Genomic DNA, 17,750 nt, shown 5'->3' with positions numbered 1-17,750 from the left:
AGACGGAGCCCCTGGCGGGGCGGCGGCCGTACGTCATGAGCCGGTTGGTGGAGAACGCCACCACCCACCTCGGCGACTTCGCCGGTGACGCACCCACCCGCGGCGCCGGCATCCGGGGCTCGAACTTCCCGGGCATCCAGGACTCCGTGCCGAAGACCGGGCCCACAAGCGGCGTCCACGCCTACGCGACCGCACTGGTCAGCTATTCCATCGTGGTGATCGACACCACCACCCGGAGGCTGGTCGCGTGCATCCCCGGCGGGGCCAACCCCTATGGGATCGCTTCCGCTCCGGGGACCGGAAAGCTGTACGTGACCAACTCCGGCGCCGGCGACGTCTCCGTGCTGGACACCACCAAGGGCGCGATCACCGGCACGGTCGACGTCGGCCTCTACCCGCACGGCGTGGCCTCGTCCCCGGACGGCCGCACTGTCTACGTCGCCAACACCGGCCCGGACACCGGCGTCGGCGGATCGCGGACGCTCACAGTGATCGACACCGGCGCGGACAAGGCCACCACGACCTGGCAGACCGGCCTTGCCCCGCGCTCCGTCGCCGTCAGCCCTGACGGCCGGATCGTCTACGTCAGTTGCCACGACGGCCTGACCGTGCTCGACGCGGAAACCGGCATGACGCGCAGGCGGCTGCCCGAACTGGCCAAGGCCAACGGTGTGGCCGTGCACCCCGACGGCAAGCGGGTCTACGTGGTCAGCCCGTCAAGCGACACCCTCGCGGTTCTCGACACCGCCTCGCTGCGCGTCGTCGCCCGGGTCCGGGTGGGCCGCACTCCGTGGCAGGTCGCGCTGAGCCCGGACGGAACACGGGCCTGGGTCAGCGGCGCCAACGACGACACCGTCACCATCCTCGACACGGCGACCGCGAAGGCGGTCGGCACGGTCCGGGTCGGCCACATCCCGACCGGCATCACGACGACCGTCGACACCGTCTGGGTATGCACGAATGCCGGCGCCACGGTGGACGCGATCGACACCACCAGCCTGCGAGTGCTCGCCCGCATCGAACTGGGACTGTCCACGGGCCCCAGCGGCGTGGTGGTCGCCTGACCCGGCGTCGTACGGGCGGAGCTCGGTGCGTGGCTGGTCTTCGAGTTGCGCCGTGAGGCGCTGTGTTTCGTGTGGAGGTGTGGGACTGTGCGCCACGAGGCCCTGATGATCCGCGTGCGGGTGTGAGACCCGCGCCGTCGTCTCCTTTCCGCAGTTGCTGCGGGCGGCCATGACCCTGCGCCGTTCGGCACGCACTTCCTGTCGATCGTCCTCGGCGCACTGCTCGTCGGCCTCCCGCTCATTGCCCGGCTCCTGTTGCGCGGCCACCACGGTCCGAAGTGAGGGTCGACCGGACGAGCGGCCGGCCGTCTTCAGGTGTGTCGGATGATCCGCCCGGGGCGCCTGCCGTGTCGGCAACAGCTTCCTGTTCAGCTGTCAACTCGGAAGCCGCTTGATCAACCCTGTCGAGCGGTCGGCGCAGGGTTGCTGAGCCTGGCCGAGACGTTGCCGACTGCCCTGTCGTGTAGTGTCAGAAGTTACGCGATATGCGTGCAGATAGGTGATAACGGCAAATTAAGGGAGGACTGCCGACGGAATGGACCACCTATCTTGCACAGGCTCCCCTCGTCCTTACCGGGGGTCGCTGCACACCCCGCTGTGAATGCTCATTCCTAGGTCTCCTGCGGCGCTGACGTGCAGGAATTGCTGCTGTTCGCTCACATGACGTAATCTCCGTGCTTGCAATATTGCGCAACTGTGCAACCTTTATTGGGTGCGGAACGTCTTGGAAACCGAGGGCGTGAGTCGCGGCGCGCTGCGTACGCGAGTCGGACCCGGTCCACCATGACCGTCAGCGGATTCGGACGAGGAATGCGGATGACAGGCCAGCGCATCGCCGCTGCCGGCAAGGACACGTATCTCTCCCGCAGCGACGTTAGGTCTTCTGCGGCGTCCCGTGGAGCACGCAGTGTGCCAGGCCCGCGGGCGCGTCGGGCAGCGTCGTCACGTCGTAGATCTGGCGTCCCCTCGGCAGGGTCGCGCCGGGCGGGACTCCTCGTGTGGGGTCTGCCAGTTGTCGGTGTCGGCGTGGACGAACTGCTCGCATCAGGACCGGGATGGGCGTTCGCGCTCACTGCGGTCATCGCGGGGGGCGTGACTGCGGGGATGTGTTCCCGGGCCGGCGCCTGGTGGGTTCTGTGTGCGCCGCCGCTGGTGTTGATGGCGGTCACCGTCGTCACCGAGCAGGTCGCGGGCGTGAGTGCCCGCAGGGTGCTGACCACGTCGGCGGTGCACTGGGGCATCGACGCGTTCCCGGCGATGGCAGGGGCTGAACTTGCTGTGATCGCTGTGCTGGTGGTGCGCATGATCCGGTCCCAGCGAAGCAGGAGGGGGAGCGGTGCCTGAGGTACACCGGAGCGGGGCGGGCCGGGGCAGGACGGAGCCGGGTCGGCGCCGCAACGGCGCGACGGGCGGCAGGACGGTGCGCGGCCACAGGCCGGCCCGACGCTCGCCGTGGGTGAAGGCCGGGCGGGTCGCGGTCGGAGTGACCTCGGCGGCAATTCTGCTGGCCAGTGGGGTCACGTGGGCCACCTTCACCTGGATCAACGGAGGCCTGAACACCTCCGACGCCCTGGACGCAGCCAACAAGGGGGCGCCACGCCATCTGGACAACTCGGTGAACCTGCTGCTGATCGGCCTGGACTCACGCAAGGACATGAACGGCAACGATCTACCGAGGCAGTTCGTGCAGAACCAGCTGCACGCCGGATCGAGCGACATCGGGTACTACAACACCAACACCCTGATCCTGATGCACATCCCCGCCGACGGCGGGAAGGTCACAGCGTTCTCTGTCCCGCGCGACGACTACGTCCAGACATTCAACGGCGACGGAACCGTCCAGGGCCACTACAAGATCAAGGAAGCCTATGCCAACGCCTATACCAGCGCGCACGACAGGCTGAGCGCGCAGGGCGACAAGGGCCCTGACCTGGAAGCGCAGAGCAGGGAAGCCGGACGGGAAGCCACCCTGGTCACGGTGCAGAAGTTCCTCGACGTCCCGGTCGACCACTTCGCCGAGGTCAACCTGCTGGGTTTCTACGACATCGCCAAGGTGGTCCAGCCGATCCAGGTCTGCCTCCAGCACCCGGTGCACGACCGGTACTCCGGCGCCAACTTCCCCGCCGGACTCCAGGAGCTGAACCCCAAACAGGCCCTGGCCTTCGTGCGCCAACGCCACGGGCTCCTCATGGGCGACCTTGACCGCACCCACCGCCAGCAGGCGTTCTTGTCCTCCGTCACGCACAAGCTGAAGACCGACGGGGTGTTCAGCGATCTCGGCAAGCTGCAGGGCCTGTTCGGCGTTGTGAAGAAGGACCTGGTCATCGACAGCAAGCTGAACGTGCTGGACTTCGCCCAGCAGGCCACCAACCTCACCGGAGGGAAAGTGGAGTTCCACACCCTGCCTATCGCCGGTTTCGCCCACCGCAACAACGAGGAGGTCAACCTCGTCGACCCTGAGCGGATAAGGTCGATCGTGCAGGCGATGATCGGTCATGATGCATCTGCCTCGCCCAGCGACGGCGCGGGGGTCGGTAAGCCGTCCTCGGCCGCGCCTGCCGCCCCCGCTACCGTGGATGTCCTCAACGGCTCCGGCAGAACCGGCGCCGCCGCCACGGAACTCAGGTCCCTTGCGGCTCTGGGCTACACCGCGGGGCGAACGTCCAACGCTGCCACGCGGCACGGCACGACGATCGTTTACGGCTCCGGCGCGCAGGCGGCGGCCCGGCAGATCGCCGACCGCCTGGGCACCGCGGCACCCGTCGCCAGCCCCTCGGTCCCCGCCGGCCGAGTCCAGATCACTCTCGGCACGGACTTCACCCCGCCCGCCGCAAACTCGACCGGCTCCTCCGGATCCAAGGCCACGACACCAGGGAGCGAGCCCTCGCCCATTCCGTCGACGGCCTTCGCGGGCGACTCGGTGAAAATGGGCGGTATCCCATGCGTCAACTGACCCGCGCCCCCGGCAACGGGCCCCACAACAAGCAGGCGCATGGTGTCGAGGTCCATCCGCCTGCCGAACGGAGGTCTTCTCCGACCGCGGTACCCGCTGGGCGACCAACGGTGCCTGCACTGTGGACAACACAATAGGCACTCCGTCAGCCGCCCATGGCATACGTCAAGTTCGAGCGTCCAGCGTCAGTCCGCTGCCGTCGCAGGTGAACGTCATGCCGACTTGTGGTCCGGTCTCCCCAGGGTGAATTCCAGCGGCGACAACGGCTGAAGTGGCCTCTGTTCTGCTCGCGCGGCGAGCAGTGCGACCATCGCGCCGATGGTGGCGGCAATGTCGGGGTCCTGAACGTAGTAGACCTGCCGTCGGCCCTCGGGGCGGGCGGCAACGAGCCCGGCGAGCTTCAGCTTCGCCAGGTGCTGACTGACCGCGGGCAACGCCATGTCCACCCGGCCGGCCAGGCCGGTGACATCGCTCTCACCCTGGGACAGAGCCCACATGATGCGCAGTCTGGAACGTGAAGCAAGCAGCCCGAACGCGGTGACCGCCTGCGCTACTGCTTCGACGGGAGGAGCCTGAAGGCCACCGACGTCAACCGTCATGGTCCTCTCCCGCCGCTTCACAGGTCACAGTTGACACACGCACACACACCCAGTGTAGGCGTCGGTGCGTGTATCGCCGGGGCGCACGGCCCGTCGGTCCCCTGTGCCGGAAGGCGGAATGCTCCGCCAGATGGACGACCTGCCGCCCTTCCGCAAGATCAGGCTCGCAGTCTCCCGACGGTGGGTGGGATCGGAGCCGGGTCTGGTCAATGGCGTCCGTCCGCGTAGTCGGCCGCCAGTAGCACCCGCTCGGCAAGCGCGCCAAGGCGGATCACCCCCTTAATGCACATGCTCCGCTATCTGCACACGCACGGCCCCCAGTTCGTCCGCGGCACCCTCGCGTACCTCGTAGGTGACGCGAAGGCCCTCGGTAACGAACGTGCCGCCTTCAATGTCCTCGCGCCGCACCCGTGCCTCACGGCCGTCGTCCCCGTCGATGTAGCCGTAGCCCCTCACCTGATTGAACCACCGGACCACACCCGCTGACCCGCTCACTCACTCCCCCGTGCCTCCTTCAGGCGTCATCCGGGTAGCCAACTGGCCCCCGTTACATCCTTTTCCCACTCATATGGGGCGCACTCCGCACCAGGCGCACGGCCAAGCGCCTTCTCAAGTACCCGTAGAGCGCACTGACGGTCCTCCAGGGCCACCACCCGAAGAACTCCCGCAACCGGTCCGCCGGTACCGACGCGTCGAATTCCTGGGTCAACTGCTCGCCGCGGGTCACGCGTCGGAGTCGGGCTGGCTGCGCGCGGCTGCGTAGGCCTGGGCCGGGGTCATACTGACGCCGTTGAGGGAGACAGTCCTGTACGGGCTGACCTGAGCACAGGTCTTGGACTGGTCAGCGGTCTGGGCGTGGGCGTTGGAGACTGCGGCATGGGTGTCGGCCGGGGCTGGCGAGGATGAGCCAGAGCCGGAGCCGTAGGTGGTGCCGCTGGGCCAGTCACTGCCGATCACCAGGGTCAGACCGGTGCCGGTGCCCTGCTTGAGGCGTGAGGAGGGCAGGCCGAGCGTGCCGGCCACCGCCTGGGCCTGCGGCTTCTCGCCAGGGCCGTAGGTAAGGGTGGTAGTCGTCGCGCCGGGTGCGTTGGCCGTCGTGCCCGAGCCGAAGCCCTTGCCCGTGAGGGCGGTGGCGATGTCGGAGGCACGGCCGCCGATGCCGGTGCCGTTCTCGACCTTCACCGCGATCTGGGCGGTGTTGACCGGCGCCGGAGAGGCAGGGCCCGTAGTCGGCTTCCTGTCCGAGCCGCCGCTCAGGGACTGGTCGTTGGCGATCGTCGCGAACAGGGACTTCGCGCCCTGCCCCACGACGAGTCGCTCGCTGTTGTTCGGATCCGGGCCTGTCTGCATGGTGGTGAAGGTGATCCGCTTGGTGGGTACCTTGTCGACGTCCGAGGCCAGGCCGATCAGTTTGCTGATGCTGCCGAGACCCGTGTCGACGGTGAGTGCCTTGGTGGCGGCGTCGGCGAGCCCGTAGACCGCAGTAGGGTCGGTCAGCGTGCCCGCGCTCTTGAGCTTGCGGAGCATCGAGCTGAGGAACATGTGCTGGGCGTACGTGCGGCCCAGGTCGCTGCCGTCGCCGAAGCCATGTCGGGAGCGGACGAACTCCAGGGCGGCGACGCCCTGGAGGGTGTGGGTGCCCTTGGCCAGCTTCAGGTGGGAGTAGGTGTCGTAGACGTTGTCGCTGACGCAGACCGAGACCCCGCCGACCGCGTCGGACATGCTGACCACGCCGGCGAAGTCGAGCTTGACGAAGTGGTCGATGGGGATGCCGGTGAGCTGGTGGATGGTGGCGACCTGGCAGGCCGGGCCGTACGACAGGGCGCTGTTGATCATGCCGTAGTAGCCGGTCGTGCTCTGCTTCGACGTGGGGTCCGTGCAGGCGGGGACGTTGGTCATGGTGTCGCGGGGGAGGCTCATCACGGTGGCGTTGGAGCGATCGGCGGCTATGTGCACCATCATCTCCACGTCCGCGTTCCCGTTGCCGGACTGCACGCCGGTCTGCGAACAGCCGCCGCCGAGCTTGCAGTCCTCCGCGCTGGTGCGGCCGTCCGAGCCGATGACCAGGATGTTGATCGGGGTGCGGCCGAAGGCGTCCGCCTTCTCGCTGCCGCCCTTGCCGTCGAGCGAGACGCTGTGGATGTTGCCGTTGAGGTGCTGGTAGAGCCACCAGCCGCCACCGGCGGCAGCGAGAAGGATCACCGCCAGGGCTATCCCGCTGATCCGCAGCACGCGCCTGCCCCGCGAGGCCGGCCTGGCTCGGCCCCGCGCCTGGGCGCGTCCCTGCGTGCGGGAAGCCGCTCGTCCGCCGGACGAGCGGCCGCGGGCGGGTTCGCCCGCGCGCTGTCGGGGCACCCGGCCGGCGCGGTTGCGCGTGGCCCGGCCTACGGAGTCGTCCCTCAGGTCACTCATCTCCCACTCCCGCGAACGGTCGGGCCCATCCGTCCCTCGGGCATGCGGCGGGCGAGCACGGCCGTATCCGTCGGGCGAAGCAGGGCTTCACCTCTGTTGCATAGTTGCGCAACCTAGCAAACGAATAGCCTGTTCATCATCCAACCTGCCCGGATTTACAGGGTGAGCGGTGTCAAGGAGGGTTCACGGCGGTGTGGGGTGCAGGGTCACCCCCAGTCGCCGCCGCCGAAATCGCCACCGCCGTCCGACCCGAAGTCGCCGCCGAAGCCGCCCGAGAAGTCGGAGGCGCTGAAGTCCGCACCGGAGAAGTCGCCGCCCTCCGGCAGATCCGGAGCGGACGAGAAGACGTCGCCGGAGTCGGCGTAGGCGGAGGATGCGCTGAGCAGGCTGCCCAGCAGGGTCCCGGCGAGCAGCCCGCCGACCACCGCGCCTGCGCCGCCGAAATAGCCGCCCGCCCACGGGGCATAGGCGGGGCCGGCGTTCCAGTAGGGCTGGGCGCCCGCATCGGTGTGGACCATGCGGGTCATGGGCTGCTGGCCCTGGCTGACACGGACGGCGTCCTCGGCGCAGGCCGGGACCATACGGAATCCGCCCCCGGGCGGGAACCAGTTGACTTCGCTGACCGACGGGCCGTGCCGTGGGTCGAAGAAGCAGGGCAGGCGCTTCTGCGGCAGCGGCGCCCCGGTGCGGCGCGCGGTGAGGGTGGCCAGCGCGAAGCGGCCGTCGGCCAGCGCGGCGGTCACAGAACGCACGTCCTGCGGCCGGGCGGCAGCGGCCATCTGCTCCTTGGCCCGCTCGTAGGCGTCCAGGGCAAAGCCGTAGTCGGCACGCATCTCATCCGTGGCGCCGGGCTCGGACGGGGAGAAGTCCAGCCGGTCCAGCTCCTCGCCGAAGGCGGTGATGTCCTCGTCCACTACCACCCGCAAAGCCTCCAGCTCCACGCGCTCCGCCTGCCGGCGCTTCTTCACCCGCCGGTACAGTGCGTACCCGCCCCCGGCCGCCCCGGCCGCGATCAAACCGCCGGCCAGCAGCCCGCCACTGCCAAAGCCGCCTCCGCCGGCCTGCGCCCACGAGGCCGGGGCGTGTCCCCTGGCCTGCTGGACGGCCTGGTCGACGAAAGTGTTCAGCTGCGCCTCCGTGTTCGAGGCGTCGGCGCGCTGCACCGCGCCGCGCAGATTGGCCACGGCGCCCGGTGACATCACCTGATGGTCGGCCTTGGCGTTGAACAGCGTCCCGAGGCGGACGGCGTACACGCCGGTGATGCCGGTCAGCGACCGCAGATCCCGCATCAGGGACGCCTGCGGGTAATCGGCGGACTCGGGCAGCACGGCAACGAAGACCGGCTTGTCGGCATCCTCGATCTTCGCGGCCAGCTTGTCGGCCGCGGCCTTCGGCAACTGGTCCTGGGCCCGCGGGTCGACGTACACCGGGCCCTTCCTGAACGCCTCCGCCACCACCCCCGTGCCGGTACCTGTGGCTGCGGAAGCACCGGGAACCGACACCGAAAGTCCCAGCACCGTGACTGCGGCCAGCACGACCAGGCCGCGGACAGGGCGGGCGGCACGGCGGGCCCGTGACGAAGCAGGCATGAAGACGACCTCCTTGGAGAGTGAGGGCGGGCGGCTGCCACCGCGGCAGCCATTCGCTCAATTGCGCAATCGCTAAAGTATCAAGACTTTGGAAAGTGGCTGGCTGTCCTGACGTCAAGCCCCCGTGATGCACGCCACGTCGAGAGGGCGGCTCAAAGCGCACCGAAGCCCGGAGATTCCATCATCTGCGCAACTTCTAAAGTGTTACGCAGAGGTTCCGCGGCGGGGCGGACCGACGGAGACGAAGGGGTGAGGGCATCGGATGTTCCCCGACGTGAGCCCTATGGACCTCCTCACGCTGGCGATCCTCGTGGTTCTGCTCTTCGGTCCGGACAAGCTGCCCGAGGTCATCCAGAGCATGGTCGGATTCCTGCGCAAGGTGCGGGAGTTCTCCGACAGCGCCAAGGAGGAGATCCGCTCCGAACTCGGCCCGGAGCTGAAAGACTTCGAGTTCGAGGACCTGCGCCCCAAGATGTTCATCCGCAAGCACGTCCTCGACGGCGACAACCTCGGGATCGACGAGATCCGTGCCGCCCTGGACCCGAGCGCGGAGCTGTCGGACCTCGCCGAGGCTGTACGCGACGCGGGGAATGCCGGCCGATCGGAACCGCCGGCGAGAAGCGGCGTGTCCCCGTCCGAGGAGACGCCGTCCGATCCGGTCTCACATCCTGCATTCGATCCCGACGCCACCTGACGCCGCGACAGGCAAGACCTCAAGACGCTCACCCCTGGCTGCCGAGCCTCCGCTCGTAACGTGCCCGGGTCGGCAGGAGTGCGGCGGTATACAGCGCCAGGACGGCCGCGAGGAGGAGGTAGTACTCCAGCGGGAGGGCGGTCAGACCGAGCAGGGGGCCGAGTGGTGACGGCGGGAGCACCATGCCGATGACCGCCAGGGCGGCCGCGGTCCAGCCGACCGGGCCGGGCGCACGTTCCTGAAAGAGGCGGTGGCCGACGCGCAGGAGCACCATCGCCAGGCCCTGGGTGATCAGGTTCTCGGTGAACCAGCCGGAGTGGAAGACCGCCCCGTCGTCGCTCGTTCCCGGGCGGTGGAGGGCGAGGGTCAGGATGGCGAAGGTCGCCAGGTCGGCGGTGGCGTTGAGGACGCCGAACCCCATGATGAAACGGAGGATCGAGCGGGGATCGAGCATCGTCGGGCGGCGCAGCATCGACGGGTGGGGGTGGTCGTAGGCGAAGGCGAGCTGCACCGTGTCGAAGCACAGGTTCTGCACCAGCACCTGAGCCGGGAGCATCGGCAGGAAGGGCAGCAGCAGGCCCGCGGCGAGCATCGCGATCACGTTGCCGAGGTTCGACGACAGGGTGATGCGCAGATAGGTGGCGATGTTGCCGGCGCTCCGACGGCCCGCGGTGATGGCATGGTCGATCGCGGTGAGGTCCTTCTCCGCGAGGACCACGTCGGCGCCCTCCCGGGCCACGTCGGCGGCGTCGCGGGGGGCGATGCCGACGTCGGCGGCGCGCAGCGCGGACAGGTCGTTGACGCCGTCCCCGAGGAAGCCCACCGTGTGCCCGCCGGTGCGCAGCGCGGCCGTGATCCGCGCCTTGTGCTCCGGGGTGCAGCGGGCGAAGACCGTCGTACGGGCGGCCAGTTCCGCCAGTTCGGCGTCGGTCAGGCCGTCGATACGGTCGGTGGTGAGGACTTGGTCCGGGGCGAGCGGGATACCCAGGTCGTGGCAGGCGCGGGCGGCGGTGCCGGGGTGGTCGCCCGTGAGGATCGTGATCGTGACGCCGCGTTCGGCGAGCGCGGTGAGGGCGCGCGCGGCGGTGGGCGCGAGGGCGTCGCGCAGGGTGACGAAGCCGCGGAATTCCAGTACGCGCTCGTCGGCCGGGGAGTAGTCGCGCAGGCGAACCGGACGTTCGACGGTGGCGACCGCCAGCACCCGCAGGCCGGCGCGCGCCGCCCGGGCGGCGAGTGTTGTCAGCCGTTCGCGCTCGTCCGGCTCCAGGGCGCAGCGTTCCAGTACGGCTTCGACGGCTCCCTTGACGACGAGCGTGTGCGTGCCGAGGCGGCCGGGTATTCGGACGACAGCGGTGGACAGACGGCGCACGGGATCGAAGGGCAGCGCCGCCACCCCGTCGTACGCCATGAGGTCGTCCTCGTCCACCGCGTCCAGGACTGCCTCGTCCAGGGCGTCGGGCTCGGGCAGTTCGGCGAGCTGGAGGGTCCACCAGGCGTTGACGGCCGCCCAGCGCACCACGTCGGGATCGGTGCCGCCGGCCGCGTCCAGGCCCTGTTCGACGACCGGCCGGTCCTGGGTGAGGGTGCCTGTCTTGTCCAGGCACAGTACGTCGACGGCGCCCAGGTCGTGCAGCGCCGGGAGCCGTTTGACGATCACTCCGTGGGCGCGCGCCAGCAGCGCCGCCCCGCGCGCCAGGCAGGTGGTGACGACGACCGGCAGCATCTCCGGTGTCAGCCCCACGGCCACGGCGACCGCGAACGGTAGTGTCTCCAGGCCGCGGTCGCGCAGCGCGGCGTTGACCATCAGCACCAGCGGCGGGGTGAGCAGCATGAACCGGATCAGGATCCACGAGATGCTGCGCACCGACCGGTCGAAGGCACTCGCCTCTCGCTGACCGACCCTACGCCCGTGTGCGGCCGCGAACCGGGTCCGCCCGCCCGTCTCCACGACGACCGCCGTGCCGCTGCCGGAGGCGACGCTGCTGCCCTGGAAACACATCTGCGGCTGCTCGAACACCGCGGTCCCGGCCGGTCGGGAGAGGTCCGCCGCGTACTTCGTGACGGGGGCGGACTCGCCGGTCAGCACCGCCTGGTGCACGGTCAGCCCCCGTGCACGCAGCAGCCGTACGTCGGCCGGGACCAGGTCGCCCGCGCCAAGCTTGATGATGTCGCCGGGGACGAGGTCCTCCACCGGAATCTCATGGGCCACCGGTGCGGCGTGGTCGTGAGCACGACGCAGCACCGTGGAGGTGGTGGCGACCAGCTCGCGCAGCTGGGCCATGGACCGGTCGGCGCGGTGCTCGCCCGAAGCCCGGAGCACGCTGCTGGCAGCGACCAGGGTGAGGATCACGGAGGCGGTGGACCAGGCGAACATGGCGGCGGAGACCAGGCCGAGGCAGAGCAGCACCACGGTGAACGGTTCGCGCAGGCTGCGCACAACGAGGCGTGGCCAGGAGGCGTTCTTCCGGGCCGGAAGCGTGTTCGCCCCGAATCGGGCCAGGCGAAGTGTGGCCTCGTCCTCCGTCAACCCGCGCGGTCCGCTGTCCAGCCGCCGCAGCACCTGCAGTGTGGTCGCAGCGTCCGGCTCCAGAACATCCGTTCCGGAAGTACCGGCCTCGCATGGTCCTGGGGCGACTCCGGAAAACGACGACTCAACGCCCTCTCCCCAGTCTGCGGTCCTAAGCACTGGTCCCCTGGCGCAGGCCCACCGGTGCGAGCGAGCCCTCGGTGCGCAGGGCCAGCTGGCCGACCATGAGGCGGACGACGGTGACGACGTCAGGGTCGCCGAGGTAGTAGACCTGCCGCCGTCCCTCTCGGCGGGAGCGGACGAGACCCGCGAGCTTCAGCTTGGACAGGTGTTGGCTGACCGCGGGCAGGGCGCCGCCCACCCGATGGGCGAGATGGCTCACATCGCTCTCGCCCTCGGACAGGGCCCACATGATGTGCAGCCGTGCCGGGGACGCCAGCAGCCCGAAGGCGGCGGCCACGTCAGCCAGTACCTCGGCGGACGGGTCCTCCAAGCCCCCGACGACGTGCTTCACAGTCCTCTCCCGTCCGCCGCATCACAGCCCCGCAACCCGCGTCCGCCCAGTGTAGGCATGAGCCGCCGCGCGCCGCCCGGTACCGGAACGAGGTGGAAACGCGGTGCCCACGCCTCCTCGCTTTCCCCGACGGGTAGCGGAGTGGAAGCGCAGCACGACGCGGTTGCGTCCTATTACTCCTATGTCAAGCGGCCGTTGCGAGAGTGATCACGTTGCTGTGTGATTCTCGGGCGTCGCGCCGGAGGGCCCGGTAGACGACGTCGGACAGGTGACGCTTGAGGGCGCGGATGGCTTCGGTTGTGGTGTTGCCGGCGTTCTGCCGACGCTGGAGGTAAGCGCGGGCGTCGGGGTGGTAATGGGCCTGGGTGACCGCGATGCGGTGCAGGGCTGTGTTGAGCTGGCGGTTTCCGGTACGACTGAGTCGGTGTCGTGCGCGGTTGCCCGACCACACGGGCAGGGGTGCGGTGCCGTTGTGTCGGGCGAAGGCGGCCTCGGACCTGAAGCGCGTGACGTCGGCGGTCTCGCCCAGGATCTTCGCAGCGGTGAGCGTGCCGCAGCCGGGGATCTTCAGCAGGTTCGGGGCCAGCGTCTCGATCCTGCCGGTGATCTCCTTCTCCAGCTCACGGATCTCGTCGGTCAGTGCCTGGCAGCGAGCCAGCAGTCGCCTGGCCAGCCGTGCAACGATGCCGTCGGAATCACGCAAAAAGTCCTCGACCACGGCGACCTGCCGGGAATGTGTCAGGCTGCGAGCCGGGGGATCAAGACCGGGGTCGAGTTCGTGCAGATGCCAGCGCATCCGGTTGATGATGCGCGTGCGTTCGGTGACCAGGTCTTCGCGGTAGTCGACCAGCAAGCGCAGTTCCCTGCTGGGCCCGTCCAGTTGGGCTGTGGGTAGGTCGGGTTCACGCAGCGCGGCCCGGGCGACGGCCAAGGCATCGATGGGGTCGGACTTGCCGTATGTGCGGGCCGCCTTACGGCAGTTGGCCATGAGCTTGGGAGGCACGCGGACAATGCGTTCCCCGGCTGCCAGTAGATCGGCTTCCAGCCGCCGGGAGAGTTGTCGGCAGTCTTCCACCGCCCACAGACGGTGCTCGCCGAACCGCCGTGCCCAGGCCAGTAAACGCAGGTGATCGGAACTGGTGGTGCCGGTGGTGTGAGTCCCAAGCTCACGGCCTCGCTCATCAGCAGCGACTGCGGTGTGGTTGCGCTTGTGGGCATCAATTCCCAAGACGACCATCGATCCCCTCCTCTGTGCTCGCACAACGGACGGGCCGGGCGACGGGCACCCCTCAATGCGGACGAACTCACACTCCTATCAAGCCACTGCCGCTGGCCCGCAAGGCCGCCCCGCGGGCCGCATAACGGGACTTGGCCACCGACAACGAGGCACGAAGTGGTCGAGCGAACCCGCGGGACTACTACCGAGCATGACATTGAGAGAAGTGGTGTACGGGCTCCCACCTGATCCGGGCGTTTGCCCCGGCGTCGGAGTGAGTGCCCGGATACAAGAACGGCCACCGGCTGATCTTCGAGATGTCGAGTCACGAAGGAGATCAGCACGATGACCGCACCCGACAGTGTGCCCCTGCACGCCCTCGCCGAAGACAACCTCGGCGCGGCGAGTCCCGATCTGCTGCGCGCGATGGTCAAGACGTTCGCCGACGCGCTCATGTCCGCCGAGGCCGATGCCCTCTGCAATGCCGAATACGGGCAGGTCAGCGACGAGCGAGTCAACCACCGCAACGGATATCGCCCGCGCGAGTGGGACACCCGGGCAGGCACCGTCGAACTCGCCATCCCCAAGCTCAGGTCCGGCAGTTACTTCCCGCACTGGCTGCTGGAGCGACGCCGGCGAGCCGAGCAAGCCCTCATCTCGGTGGTCGCCACCGCCTACCTGCTGGGCGTGAGCACGCGCCGGGTCGAGAAGCTCGCCGAGTCCCTCGGGGTGACCCAGCTGTCGAAGTCCCAGGTCAGCGCGATGGCTAAACACCTGGACGAACAAGTCGCCGCGTTCCGCAACCGGCCCCTGGATGCCGGCCCCTACGCCTTCGTCTGGGTGGATGCGCTCACGCAGAAGGTCCGCGAGGGCGGCCGCATCATCAACGTGCATGCGCTGATCGCGGTCGGCGTCAACGCCGACGGGCACCGCGAGATCCTCGGCTTGGACGTGGCCACCGCCGAGGACGGCGCCGGCTGGCTGGCCTTCCTGCGCTCACTGATCGCCCGCGGCCTGTCCGGCGTCCAACTGGTCATCTCGGATGCGCACATGGGCCTGGTCAACGCGATCGGCGCCACCCTGCCCGGCGCAAGCTGGCAGCGATGCCGTACTCACTACGCCCGCGCGTTGCTGAGCCAGGTGCCCAAGTCGGCCCAGCCCTGGGTGGCCACGCTGCTGCGGACCGTCTTCGAACAGCCCGACACCGACGCCGTCCAGGCCCAGATGCGGCACGTCCTGGACGCTCTGGAAGCCAAGTTCCCCAAGGCCGCGGCCCACTTGGACGGCGCTCAGGGCGACGTGCTGGCATTCACCGCGTTCCCGCGCGAGATCTGGCGGCAGATCTGGTCGAACAATCCCCAGGAACAGCTCAACAAGGAAATCCGCCGCCGCACCGACGTGGTCGGCATCTTCCCCGACCGCACCGCGCTGATCCGCCTGGTCGGCGCGGTCCTGGCCGAGCAGAACGACGAGTGGACCGAGGCCCGCCGCTACATGGGCCTCGACCTGCTCGCGAAGGCCCGCCTCCACCCGATCGAGTCAGGAACCGACGAGACCGTCCTGCCCACCGAACTCACCGCATAGCCTCAAAGCGAGATCACCGAGTGGCCGTCAATACACCACTCCGGCGGACGTGACCCACGACGCAGGTCGGTGACCTTTGGCTGCGCCTCGATTGCCTGCCATCAGGGGTGCTCGTGAGACGGGAGAACGGGTCACGGCCGGCTTGCCGTGACCCGTTTCCCATCCATGCCGCCGAGAGGACCCCACGTCTCCCTCGCAGTGGCGGCGCCCCGTGACCAAGTTCGGCCCGCAGCCGCCGACCCGTCCGGGAGACGTGGTCTTCAGCAGAGCCGTATAGAGCCCTTCGATCTCGGCTACGGCGGCTCCTGTCGGCGTACTCTCCCTTCGGGCCGGGCCGGTACGTTTGAACGTCCCCAGTTGTCAGGCCACGTCGGTCTCTCGCTCGATGGCCTGTAGGCGGTTCTTGAGCCGGTAGCTCGGGCCATTGATGGCGATCACTTCGCAGTGGTGGAGGAGGCGGTCGAGGATCGCGGTGGCGAGGACCTCGTCGCCGAAGACCTGTCCCCACTCGCTGAAGGTCTTGTTTGAGGTCAGGATGATGGAGCCCTTCTCGTAACGCTTGGAGATGACCTGGAAGACCAGGTTCGCCTCGGCTCGTTCGAGGGGCTGGTAGCCCACCTCATCGACCACAAGGACGCTCGGCCGCAGGTAGGTGCCGAGTTTGTTGACCAGCCGTCCGGCCGACTCGGCGGCCTTCAGGTTGCGGACCATGTCGTCGAGGCTGGTGAAGTAGATCGAGTAGCCGGCCCGGCAGGCCGCGACAGCGAGAGCGACGGCGATATGCGTCTTGCCCACTTCGGGCGGCCCCAGCAGCGCTGCGTTCGCTTTGCCGTCGACGAAGGAGAGGCTGGCGAGGTCTTTGACCTTGCGCGGGTCGAGCTCGGGCTGGAAGGAGAAGTCGTACTCGTCCAGCGTCTTGTGGTGCGGCAGCTTCGACAGCCGCAGGCCCTGGCGGAATCGGCGGTCGTCGCGGACGGCCAACTCTTCGGACAGGACCAGGTCGAGGAAGTCGAGGTAGCCCATCTTCGCCTCGTCGGCCCGGCGGGTGTACTCGTTGATGGTCTCTGCCAGGTGGGGCAGGCCGAGCTTGCCGGCCGTGGTGCGGATGCGGTTGCCGGTCAGCTCGCTCAAGACGACTCCTTCGTCGGGAAGTTGGTGGTGAAGGGCCGGGTGCCGGTCAGTTCGTCGTAGACCGATAGCGGTCGCCTCCCTACCTCGATCTGGGTTGCGGCGGACCGGCTCAGCAGGGCCTGCAACGGCCCGATGCGACCGGACGCGGAGGACTCGCTCCGCGGTGGTGGCGGCTCGTCGCCCGTCGTGGTGCGGCGGTTCCTGCCGGTCGGCAGGCCGTCCCAGTGCTCGTCCTGCCTGACAACCACGCCACGGCCGACCGCCCGCGGATGGCTGGACAGCAGGGTCTCGCCGCCGGCATCGGGGACGGTCGTGTGCACCATGACCTGGGACTTCGTCGCTCTGATCTCCACCAGCTGACGCGGGCGAACCTTGCGGGCGGGCACCGAGTAGAGGTTTCCGCCGAACGCGACCAGGCAGTCCTTGCCGACCGGCCGCAGATGCCGCTCGGCCACCAGATAGGGCGAGGGTGGCAACGGCTTGAGGGCGGCGTGATCCCGGGCGGCCCGGTGTCCGATGACCTCGTGGTGGGTGGCGTGGGTGCGGGCGCGTCGCTGCGGCACCCACGCCATGAAGGCGGCATCCAGCTCCTCGAGCGAGGAGAACGCCCGCCCGGCCAGCACGTGATCACGCACGATCAACACCTGGCGTTCGACCCGGCCCTTCCCGGTGGGCCGGTAGGCGGCCAGCACGTCGATGTCGAAGTCGTAGTGGCCGGCGAAGCCGACCGCTTCCGGATGCAGCGGCACCGCCTCGCCCGGGGCGACGTGCCGGCGCACGACGGTCTTGGTCCGGTCGTAGACGATCGACATCGGCACCCCGCCGAAGTGCGCAAATGCCCGCCGGTGGCAGTCGAAGAAGGTCTGCAGGTCCTGGCTCGTGGTGAAGCAGCAGAACGGGTCGCGCGAGTACGACAAAACCATATGGAACGAGTAGACCTTCGGGATGCCCAGGTGGGCGAGGATCTTGCCTTCATCGCCCCAGTCGACCTGAGCCTGGGCCCCGGGGACCACCTCGAAGCGGCGATGCATACCCGCCAACTCCCGCGGTTCGATGCCCAGTTCACCCGCGATCCGCGGCCGGGCCTCCTGCAGATAGAGCTTGACCCGCTGATAGTTGATCGTCGAGCCGTACTCCTTCACCAGACGCTCGTGCACCACGGCGCCCTTGATGAGGATCTCTGCCCGCAGCATCGCGTCGATCAACGGGGCGACCTCGTCGACCACCTTCTTCCGGGGCCGGCCGTTCGACGTCCGCCTCGGCGGCACTGACGCCGCCGTGCTCGACAGATACTTGCGGACCGTCTTGCGGTCCAGCCCGGTCTCCTTGGCCACCTCGGTCAGACTGACCGCTCCTGACTCAACCAGAGCACGGAACCGCCGCAGCTCCAGCCAGCGCTGCGGGTCCAAAACCACCGCGTCACCGCCCTCCGCCACCCTTCACCGGACGAACAGCAGGGTGCCGGGC

At 68.9% G+C, this 17,750-nt stretch carries 14 protein-coding genes; 5 read left to right on the top strand and 9 right to left on the bottom strand.

Annotated elements, in window-relative coordinates; all coding sequences use genetic code 11:
• Window positions 1-35 precede the first annotated feature (35 nt).
• The 3 genes from GQF42_RS45300 to GQF42_RS00170 all read left to right on the top strand — a co-directional run bounded on the left by GQF42_RS45300 (window position 36) and on the right by GQF42_RS00170 (window position 4,017).
• A complete protein-coding gene (locus GQF42_RS45300; RefSeq protein WP_233273727.1) occupies window positions 36-1,064 on the top strand; it encodes a cytochrome D1 domain-containing protein in 1,029 nt (342 codons plus the stop codon).
• 783 nt (window positions 1,065-1,847) lie between these two features.
• Complete coding sequence (locus tag GQF42_RS47110; RefSeq protein WP_325100273.1) at window positions 1,848-2,408, top strand: DUF6542 domain-containing protein; 561 nt, start codon at window positions 1,848-1,850, stop codon at window positions 2,406-2,408.
• Window positions 2,401-4,017: an LCP family protein gene (locus tag GQF42_RS00170; RefSeq protein WP_158916620.1), complete on the top strand. Its 1,617-nt coding sequence runs from the start codon at window positions 2,401-2,403 to the stop codon at window positions 4,015-4,017. Before GQF42_RS47110 ends, GQF42_RS00170 begins: the two co-directional genes overlap by 8 nt.
• Window positions 4,018-4,229: 212 nt before the next feature.
• Here GQF42_RS00170 and GQF42_RS00165 read toward each other — a convergent pair whose 3' ends face one another.
• The 4 genes from GQF42_RS00165 to GQF42_RS00150 all read right to left on the bottom strand — a co-directional run bounded on the left by GQF42_RS00165 (window position 4,230) and on the right by GQF42_RS00150 (window position 8,617).
• Entirely contained in the window at window positions 4,230-4,616 is a 387-nt protein-coding gene (locus GQF42_RS00165) for an ArsR/SmtB family transcription factor (RefSeq protein WP_158916618.1), read from the bottom strand.
• 279 nt (window positions 4,617-4,895) lie between these two features.
• Complete coding sequence (locus GQF42_RS00160; protein ID WP_158916616.1) at window positions 4,896-5,111, bottom strand: cold shock domain-containing protein; 216 nt, start codon at window positions 5,109-5,111, stop codon at window positions 4,896-4,898.
• A gap of 228 nt (window positions 5,112-5,339) precedes the next feature.
• A complete protein-coding gene (locus GQF42_RS00155; RefSeq protein ID WP_199272518.1) occupies window positions 5,340-7,028 on the bottom strand; it encodes an LCP family protein in 1,689 nt (562 codons plus the stop codon).
• 206 nt (window positions 7,029-7,234) lie between these two features.
• Window positions 7,235-8,617 (bottom strand): hypothetical protein, encoded by a 1,383-nt coding sequence (locus GQF42_RS00150; RefSeq protein ID WP_158916614.1) that lies wholly within the window; start codon window positions 8,615-8,617, stop codon window positions 7,235-7,237.
• A gap of 283 nt (window positions 8,618-8,900) precedes the next feature.
• On the opposite strand from GQF42_RS00150, the gene GQF42_RS00145 reads away from it, so the two are divergent.
• Window positions 8,901-9,311, top strand: coding sequence for a Sec-independent protein translocase subunit TatB (locus tag GQF42_RS00145; protein ID WP_233273726.1), 411 nt, complete (start codon window positions 8,901-8,903; stop codon window positions 9,309-9,311).
• 28 nt (window positions 9,312-9,339) lie between these two features.
• On the opposite strand, the gene mgtA is transcribed toward GQF42_RS00145, so the two are convergent.
• The 3 genes from mgtA to GQF42_RS00130 all read right to left on the bottom strand — a co-directional run bounded on the left by mgtA (window position 9,340) and on the right by GQF42_RS00130 (window position 13,589).
• Complete coding sequence (mgtA, locus tag GQF42_RS00140) at window positions 9,340-11,838, bottom strand: magnesium-translocating P-type ATPase (RefSeq protein ID WP_407699471.1); 2,499 nt, start codon at window positions 11,836-11,838, stop codon at window positions 9,340-9,342.
• 151 nt (window positions 11,839-11,989) lie between these two features.
• Window positions 11,990-12,352: an ArsR/SmtB family transcription factor gene (locus tag GQF42_RS00135; protein ID WP_158916608.1), complete on the bottom strand. Its 363-nt coding sequence runs from the start codon at window positions 12,350-12,352 to the stop codon at window positions 11,990-11,992.
• A gap of 184 nt (window positions 12,353-12,536) precedes the next feature.
• Window positions 12,537-13,589, bottom strand: a complete 1,053-nt coding sequence (locus GQF42_RS00130; RefSeq protein ID WP_158916606.1) for an IS110 family RNA-guided transposase — start codon at window positions 13,587-13,589, stop codon at window positions 12,537-12,539.
• Window positions 13,590-13,913: 324 nt separating this feature from the next.
• Between GQF42_RS00130 and GQF42_RS00125 the strand changes: the two genes are divergently transcribed.
• Window positions 13,914-15,152 (top strand): IS256 family transposase, encoded by a 1,239-nt coding sequence (locus tag GQF42_RS00125; protein ID WP_158916603.1) that lies wholly within the window; start codon window positions 13,914-13,916, stop codon window positions 15,150-15,152.
• 360 nt (window positions 15,153-15,512) lie between these two features.
• Here GQF42_RS00125 and istB read toward each other — a convergent pair whose 3' ends face one another.
• Both istB and istA read right to left on the bottom strand, forming a co-directional pair.
• The gene (istB, locus tag GQF42_RS00120; RefSeq protein WP_158916601.1) at window positions 15,513-16,283 is read right to left on the bottom strand and encodes an IS21-like element helper ATPase IstB; all 771 of its coding nucleotides are present in this window, start codon (window positions 16,281-16,283) and stop codon (window positions 15,513-15,515) included.
• The gene (gene istA / locus GQF42_RS00115) at window positions 16,280-17,719 is read right to left on the bottom strand and encodes an IS21 family transposase (protein WP_158916599.1); all 1,440 of its coding nucleotides are present in this window, start codon (window positions 17,717-17,719) and stop codon (window positions 16,280-16,282) included. The genes istB and istA overlap by 4 nt, the downstream gene beginning before the upstream one ends.
• Between the last annotated feature and the right edge of the window lie 31 nt (window positions 17,720-17,750).

The sequence above is a fragment of the Streptomyces broussonetiae genome (assembly GCF_009796285.1).
Taxonomy (GTDB): Bacteria; Actinomycetota; Actinomycetes; order Streptomycetales; family Streptomycetaceae; genus Streptomyces; species Streptomyces broussonetiae.
This window is presented reverse-complemented; position numbering and strand designations above follow the sequence as displayed.

What these genes read in the sequence shown, in the direction of transcription:
- GQF42_RS00125 (WP_158916603.1), top strand. Translation starts at nt 13,914, where the DNA reads ATGACCGCACCCGACAGTGTGCCCCTGCACGCCCTCGCCGAAGACAAC.
- GQF42_RS00150 (WP_158916614.1), bottom strand. Translation starts at nt 8,617, where the DNA reads ATGCCTGCTTCGTCACGGGCCCGCCGTGCCGCCCGCCCTGTCCGCGGC.
- GQF42_RS00145 (WP_233273726.1), top strand. Translation starts at nt 8,901, where the DNA reads ATGGACCTCCTCACGCTGGCGATCCTCGTGGTTCTGCTCTTCGGTCCG.
- GQF42_RS00165 (WP_158916618.1), bottom strand. Translation starts at nt 4,616, where the DNA reads ATGACGGTTGACGTCGGTGGCCTTCAGGCTCCTCCCGTCGAAGCAGTA.
- GQF42_RS00155 (WP_199272518.1), bottom strand. Translation starts at nt 7,028, where the DNA reads ATGAGTGACCTGAGGGACGACTCCGTAGGCCGGGCCACGCGCAACCGC.
- GQF42_RS45300 (WP_233273727.1), top strand. Translation starts at nt 36, where the DNA reads ATGAGCCGGTTGGTGGAGAACGCCACCACCCACCTCGGCGACTTCGCC.
- GQF42_RS00130 (WP_158916606.1), bottom strand. Translation starts at nt 13,589, where the DNA reads ATGGTCGTCTTGGGAATTGATGCCCACAAGCGCAACCACACCGCAGTC.
- GQF42_RS47110 (WP_325100273.1), top strand. Translation starts at nt 1,848, where the DNA reads ATGACCGTCAGCGGATTCGGACGAGGAATGCGGATGACAGGCCAGCGC.